Raw genomic sequence first — 6,857 nt, 5'->3', positions numbered from 1 at the left:
GGACACTTGTCCGGCTTGCGACTGATGCCGCGGAAACTAAAGACCTACCAGACGTCCATCGGGTTCTTCGACCTGCGCCCTCGATGAAGGCCGCGCTGGAGATCTGGGGCGCCGACAGCAATCTCTTTCACCAGGGCTTCGCGAGGGAGACGACGGATCTGCCGTGGTCGCTGCCACGATCGGACATGCAGGGGTCGTTCTCCGAAGACCCGTCGGCACCAATGGCACCTTCAAGGAAACCGCCGAACTCCCAAAAGTAGAACCCGCCCGTGCCTTCCGGGACGGAGACCGGCGGGCCGCCACGTTCGGTCCAGACGATGACGATCTCGCTATCAGGCAACCACTTCACCTTAGCGCTGCGCGGTTCCCTTCACGGTCGCACGCTTTGTCGGAATGCGGCCCATATGCCGCCCGAAGCTGGGTATCAGTGTTGAAAGGCCCCTGCGCCGAAATTAGACCGGCCGTTTGACCTGCGATAGTGCCCCGTGAACCGGGGGATCAGCGTCTAGAATTATGAACTCCAATTGACAGCAGAGAAGGCGCGCATGCATCGCACCGCGTTCTCCTTGATGGCGGTCTGTCCGGCAGGTCGCGGCCGCACCCGATGCCGTTAACGGCGGGGCAATCATTGGCCCATATCGTCTGGAGCGGTAATAAGGAGCTTCTGGGATGCGGAAAGCGTGTGTCGGTTGCGGCGGGGACGTTGCCCTTCCATTCGAATTCAAGATGGCCTTTCAACCGATTGTTGATCTGCGAACCGACGCCGTGTGGGGATACGAGGCGTTGGTGCGCGGGGCTAACGGTGAATCCGCGTTTTCGGTCCTCAGCCAGGTGACCGACGAGGTCCGGTACCAGTTCGACCAGGCGGCTCGCGTAATGGCCATCGAGACCGCAGGCGCGCTGTTCGAGGGCCGCGATCTCCGGCTTTCGATCAATTTCATGCCCAACGCCGTCTATGAACCGAGCGCATGCATCCAGAAGTCGCTGGCGGCAGCGAAACGGGCACGGTTTCCTCACCGCAATCTCATGTTCGAGTTCACCGAAAACGAGCGCATGGCCGATCCGGCCCACGTTCAACGCATTGTGGAGGCATACCGCAAATTTGGTTTCTGGACGGCGCTGGACGATTTCGGCGCGGGCTACGCTGGCCTCGGACTTCTGGCGCGTCTGCAGCCCGATTTGATCAAGATCGATATGGAGCTGCTCCGCAACATCCATCAGAGCCGCGCCAAGCAGGCGATCGTCGCCGGGATTGTCGGCATCGCGCGCACTCTCGACATTCACGTGCTTGCGGAAGGTGTCGAATGTGCTGAGGAACTTGCGGTTCTGCGGGCGGCGGGCATCAGCCTGTTTCAAGGCTATTATTTTGCTAAACCCGCGCTGATGGCGCTTCCACCAATCCTTAATTGCGAAAAGATCGCCGCCGTCCGATCGGCGGTCTGACGTGATAACTTTTGTATCCTAAAGAGACGGGTCGAGCATGCTTTTCCGCCTCGTGTATTACAGCACCAATTTGGTGAAAAAGTCGGTCAACCCCCGCGATAGCGAGCTGCGGAAGATCGTCTCGTCTGCAGTTTCGAAGAACCGCGCAGCCGGCATCACCGGCGGCTTGATGTTCAACCGCAGCTACTTTGGACAGGTGCTGGAAGGCGAGCGGGATGCGGTGTCGCAGCTTTTTGTCCGCATTGCAGGAGACGTCCGCCACAAGTCCGTGATCATCGTTGAAGCTGTCGAGGTGAAGGAGCGCCTCTTTGAGCGCTGGTCTATGGGTTTTGCCGAGCGGACGGAAACGTCTGAAGCGCTGAACGCAAAATATGGTCTGGCTGACGGGTTCGACCCTTCGGCCTTGTCAGCAAAAAACTTCCTCTCCTATGTGCTGGATATCGTGACCGAAGACGAAGGCCTAATAAGCGTGGCAGTGCCAACTTTTGACGGTTAACTCAGCGGCTACGTCGCCTTATGCGCGTCCGGCGTAGACGATTCATCGCCTATAGGACATCTTGATAAGTTTCTGGGATCAAAGGCAGCGCCAAGAGTCTGTGGATGTGCGACGGTGAACAGGCCATGGCGGGCGCGAGATTGCCGTGGTCGCGGTTTTGGCCGATTTCTTTATGAAGGTAGCTACAATGCCGTGCGCTACAGCGACGCTATTCGGACGATTCGACCTGGCTGCCACCGCCGGCCTCTAAGGCCGGTCCGCCATCGCGGCTCCGGCTTCTTTATGGATACTACCCGATCGCCCGCACACGCGCCCCCCGAGCAGCCGCTACCGGTTTAGCCAATTCGGGACGGAAGGCTTCATTAAAAAAGCCCGGCACTAAGCCGGGCTCTGAAGGCTCCTGGCGCACATGCGGTGTCGAAAGCGTTCGCAACCGAAGCGCGCCTGCCCGCGGAATCCGGCAAGGCGGAAATTGGCTTACGACTGACTGACTGACTGACCAGTGGATTCAGATCCGGTGTCTTCCTCTGATGACCTATATTCCGGTCGGCTGCGGCTTGCCGGGGTGCGCGCCCGCGCGTTGCGGCAGCAATGCGACGCATCCGATGATGACGACGGCCAGGATGGCCGACGCGTAGAACCTGCTGAAGGCCAGTCCGCCGCTGTTCAGCGGTTTGTCGAGCAAATCTCCTAGGGTGGCGCCGAGCGGGCGCGTCAAGATGAAGGCGGCCCAGAACAACAGTGTCCGGGACATGGAGGTGTAGAAGTACGCCACGGCGACCAGCGCCAAGCCTGCGGTGAACACAAGTGCCCCACCCTCGTAACCGAGCCCGTTGGTGTCGGCCATCCAGTCGCCTAGAGCGGTGCCGAGCGTCTGAGAGAACAGGATCGCCACCCAGTAGAACGTTTCGATCTTCGGCGTCGAAACCGTGTTGACCGAGATCGACCCCGCCGACCGGTACCAGACGGCGAGCGATGCCATCAGCAGCACGAACAGCAGCGAAGCGCCGCCGGGATACCCGATTCCAAGGGACCGGTCGGCGAAGTCCGCCATGGTCGTGCCCGCCGTCGTGGTGGCGATCACCACCAGCCAATAGAGAAATGGATAAAACTTCTTCGCGGCTATCTGCGCGACCACCGCGACGGCGAAGATGCCGACAAAGATGAAGCTGCTAACGGCGTAGCCGAGGTTCAAGGACATCGATACGGCGTCGCCCCCGGTCTCCCCAAGCGTGGTCGCGAGCACCTTGATGATCCAGAAGACGAACGTGACTTCCGGGACCTTGCTTCGTTCTACGTCGTCAGTCATTGGAGGGGGTATCCTCGCTGGGCGTTCCAACACGCGTTACTTCTTCTGAGCCTCGGTTGCGCGCCGAAGCCTATTGAGATTGTCCAGCGAAGCCAGCGCCGCATCCGGTCTGGCCGCGGCAAGCGACAGCACTAGTCCTTCCAGGCCGACGAGGGTCGCTCCATGCAGGGCCACTTGCCCCGGGCGGCCGCGAGGAATGGCCACGCAGACGTCGGCCAGCTTAGCCAGCGGCGTATCGTCCGCCTCCGTCATGAGTACGGTCGCAAGACCCAGCGCCCTGGCTTCCGCGAACACCGCCCTCACTTCCCGATAGAGCCGCCCATACGCAAGGACGAGCAGCACGTCTCCGTCGGTGAGATCCAGAAGTTGATCGGCCAGCATGGATCCAGTCGCACTGATCGTGCGGCTGCGGCAACCGTTGCGGGCGAGCAAGGTCGAGGCATAGCTCGCTAGAGCCCCTGACGGACCGAGCCCGAATACGGCGATGCGCTCGGCGCCATCCAGGACGCGAACCGCATTAGCCATTTGGGTACGGCATTTAGCCGATCGCAAAACCTCCAGACCTTCGTTGTGCGCCTGCAGTATCCCATCGAGGGCGTGTCCCGTGGCTTTCTCCAGGTCAACCAATGTCCTCCGCATGTCGTCAGCCGGCGTCGAGAGCGAATCCGACCTCAAAATCGCGCTCTTGAGGTCGGCCAGGCTGGCGAATCCAAGGGTCTGAACAGTTCGCAGGACCGTGGCGTCGGACGTGCCGATGCGCGCGCCCAACGCAGCAGCCGAGCTGGCAAGTACGACCTGACGGTTTTCGTCGATGAACTTCGCCACTCGCCGGCCGGCGGCGCCGAGCTGCTCGTTCGCGCTTCGCAAAGCGGAGCCGAGCAGGCTCCCGGCATCGACAACGGCATCTACGGTCAAGGGCGCGCTCCCAAGTCGATGCGTAGCGAAAATCGCTCGACATCTAACTGTGTAGCATATACTACATCATGCACTTTACAAGGGGATTTTGGGCGAATGCCGGTTGGGTGGCGGATCTTCTGTGCGCTTGTGCTGGTGCTGCCGGCAGCGCCTGCCGTCGCCGGACCGCCTTATGTCTCCGACGATCCTGAGCCGACCGACTACAAGCATTTCGAGATCTACATGTTCAACAACGGCGTCACGACGCGCAGCGGGACGACAGGCGAAAGCGGCATCGATTTCAACTACGGCGCGGCTCGCGATCTTCAATTGACCGCCACCCTGCTAGGAGCATTCCTGCAGCCGTCCGGAGGCGGCGGCAGATTCCACGGCATCGGCCCTGCGACCGCCGCCCGTTTCCATGCTCTCGGCATCCAGACGGGCCTCGACATCCGGGTCAGACGCTCGCGTTCCTGGAATCCCACTTCCGCAACAGCGCCGGCGGCGCAGGTCACATCGCCGTTACGAGGCCTTGACCAGGGCCATGCCGGCGTAGACGCTGGCCAGCGACAGGAACTTGGCCTCGAATTCGGCCGCGGGCATTGGTTTGCCGAAGTAGTAACCTTGGCCTTGCTCGCAGCCCATCGCGGTGAGCAATTCTGCGGTGGCATCGTCCTCGATGCCTTCGGCGATGATCGACAGCCCAAGCCGCTCGCCCAGTTCGATGGTCGAGCCGACGATGGCGGCGTCGCTGCGATTGGCGGCCAGCTCGCGCACGAACGAGCGATCGATTTTCAGGCCATCCAGCGGAAAGTTCTTCAGATAGCTGAGGCTGCCGTAGCCAGTGCCGAAATCGTCGAACACCACGCGCACGCCGAGATCCTGCAGCGAGCGGAAAATCGACAGCACGGCCGCCTTGTCGTCGAGCAGGATATCTTCGGTAACTTCCAGTTCGAGCAGCGACGGCGGCAGGCCGGTCGCCGCCAGCACGGTGGCGACGTCGGTCGGCAGATCGCCCGAGGTGAACTGCGAAGGCGACAGGTTGACGCCGACGCGGATTCTATGGCCGGCCTTGGCCCATGCCGCACCCTGCCGGCACGCGGTGTGCAGCACCCAGCTGGCAACCTGGTTGGAGATCGCCGACGCGTTGACGATCGGCATGAACTGGATCGGCGGCACCAACCCGCGATCCGGATGCCGCCAGCGGATCAGTGCCTCGGCGCCGATGACGCGTCGATCCGCGAGCGACACCTGCGGCTGGTAGAACAGTTCGAATTCTCGCAGCCCCAGCGCCCGGACCAGCTCCGCTTCGGTGCGTAGCCGGTCGGTGATCTCGCTGCGGAAACAGGCTTTGTAGAACACGGTGCGGCTCGCATTCGACAACGCGGCCTGCACCAGCGCCAGCTGGGCGTTGCCGAGCGCCGCGTCGGCGGTCGCGCCATCGCCGGGAAGCACCGCAATGCCAATGCTGATCGCGATCTGCTGGACGCGGTCGCCGACCCGCAAAGGCTGCTCGAACGCCAGGGTGCAGCGCGCGGCGAGCGCCGTCGCGCGCGCGCGATCCGCTTCATCGGCGAGCACGGCGAACTGATCACCTTCGAGCCGCGCGATCATAACGCCGTCGCCGAGATCGCCGCTCAGCCGCTGCACCACGGCGCGCAGCAGGTCGTCGCCGAAGCCATGACCGAGCATGACATTGGTCTGTTCGAAGTTGTCGATGTTGATCGCCAGCAGGCTGACCGGGCGCGACGGGCCGGCCATCGCGATCGCGGCGCCGAGGCGCGTCTGCAGGGTGTTGCGGTTAGGCAGCCCGGTCAGGATGTCGTGCTCGGCCAGATAGCGGATCTTCTCGGCCTCGCGCTTGCGCACCGAAATGTCCCGCAAGCTGGCGCCATAGTTGAACCCGTCCGAGCCATCCCATCCGGACAGACAGGCTTCAAGTGAAAAAATCTCGCCGGTCTTGCGGCGTCCGTCGAATTCGAGCACCCAACCTCCGGCCGCCCGCATCGTCGCTGGCGGGCTGGCAAGGATCAACGAAGACATCGTGGGATAGCCATCGGCGGGGGCGGCGAACAGCATGTCCACCGAACGACCGATCACTTCGCGCGCGGGATAGCCGAAGATCGCTTCGGCGCCGGGATTCCACATCGTGATGGCGAGCTTGGAATCGGCGCACATCACGCCATCGCCGAGCACCATGGTGATGCGCTGAAATCTTTTTTCGGCAACCCGGGCCAGTAGGCCGCGCAAATCGATCTCATCGAGCGCAATCGCCGTCAGGTAGACGCCGATCGCAAACAGGAATAGCGACGTGTCGAGCACGATCGGAAATTTGCTTTGCAACAGCCAGGCGCCCGCTTCGATGGCCGCGGCTATCGCCACCAGCATGCTGACGCGGTGGCCTGCCGAGATCCGCCGCCACGCCAGCATCATGATCGCTGCAATCGCCAGCAGCCCGGCCAACGTCGCCGTGCCCGAACTGAAGTACAAAGCGCGGCCTTGTATCAGCGACTCGGCCGCCAGCACCTGCAGCAGCGGTCCGGAGATCACGGCGCCGTTGGGCACGCTGAAACGATCACCCAGTTCGAGCGCCGTACCGCCAATGATGACTTTCTTGCCGCTCACCATCTGCAGCGCTTCGGCGCTGCCTTGCAGCTCGTCCACATAGGACACCAGCGGCACAGACGCCGCGCGAATGCCGAAGTCGATCATAAA

General features: G+C 62.3%; 5 protein-coding genes and 1 pseudogene. 3 read left to right on the top strand and 3 right to left on the bottom strand.

The annotated features are described in order from the left end of the window. Positions 1–24 precede the first annotated feature (24 nt). From JWR89_RS22935 to JWR89_RS22925, 3 genes and pseudogenes are all read left to right on the top strand, one after another. Positions 25–253, top strand: a pseudogene (locus JWR89_RS22935) (cell envelope biogenesis protein TolA); the annotation flags it as partial. Positions 254–669: 416 nt separating this feature from the next. Further along, complete coding sequence (locus JWR89_RS22930; protein ID WP_299720423.1) at positions 670–1,443, top strand: EAL domain-containing protein; 774 nt, start codon at positions 670–672, stop codon at positions 1,441–1,443. A gap of 37 nt (positions 1,444–1,480) precedes the next feature. Further along, on the top strand, positions 1,481–1,939 hold the full coding sequence (locus JWR89_RS22925; RefSeq protein WP_299720422.1) for a BLUF domain-containing protein: 459 nt from the start codon (positions 1,481–1,483) through the stop codon (positions 1,937–1,939). Positions 1,940–2,474: 535 nt separating this feature from the next. Here the strand turns inward: JWR89_RS22925 and JWR89_RS22920 are convergent. The 3 genes from JWR89_RS22920 to JWR89_RS22910 form a co-directional block, all read right to left on the bottom strand. After that, on the bottom strand, positions 2,475–3,248 hold the full coding sequence (locus tag JWR89_RS22920; RefSeq protein ID WP_299720420.1) for a hypothetical protein: 774 nt from the start codon (positions 3,246–3,248) through the stop codon (positions 2,475–2,477). 36 nt (positions 3,249–3,284) lie between these two features. Then, a complete protein-coding gene (locus JWR89_RS22915) occupies positions 3,285–4,163 on the bottom strand; it encodes a MurR/RpiR family transcriptional regulator (RefSeq protein WP_299720418.1) in 879 nt (292 codons plus the stop codon). A 501-nt stretch (positions 4,164–4,664) separates the two neighbouring features. Then, a partial coding sequence (locus tag JWR89_RS22910) for an EAL domain-containing protein (RefSeq protein ID WP_299720416.1) occupies positions 4,665–6,857 on the bottom strand: 2,193 nt, incomplete at its 5' end.

The organism is Tardiphaga sp., assembly GCF_028290785.1.
GTDB lineage: Bacteria > Pseudomonadota > Alphaproteobacteria > Rhizobiales > Xanthobacteraceae > Tardiphaga.
The sequence above is the reverse complement of the archived record's forward strand: the minus strand, read 5'-3'. Positions and strand labels throughout refer to the sequence as shown.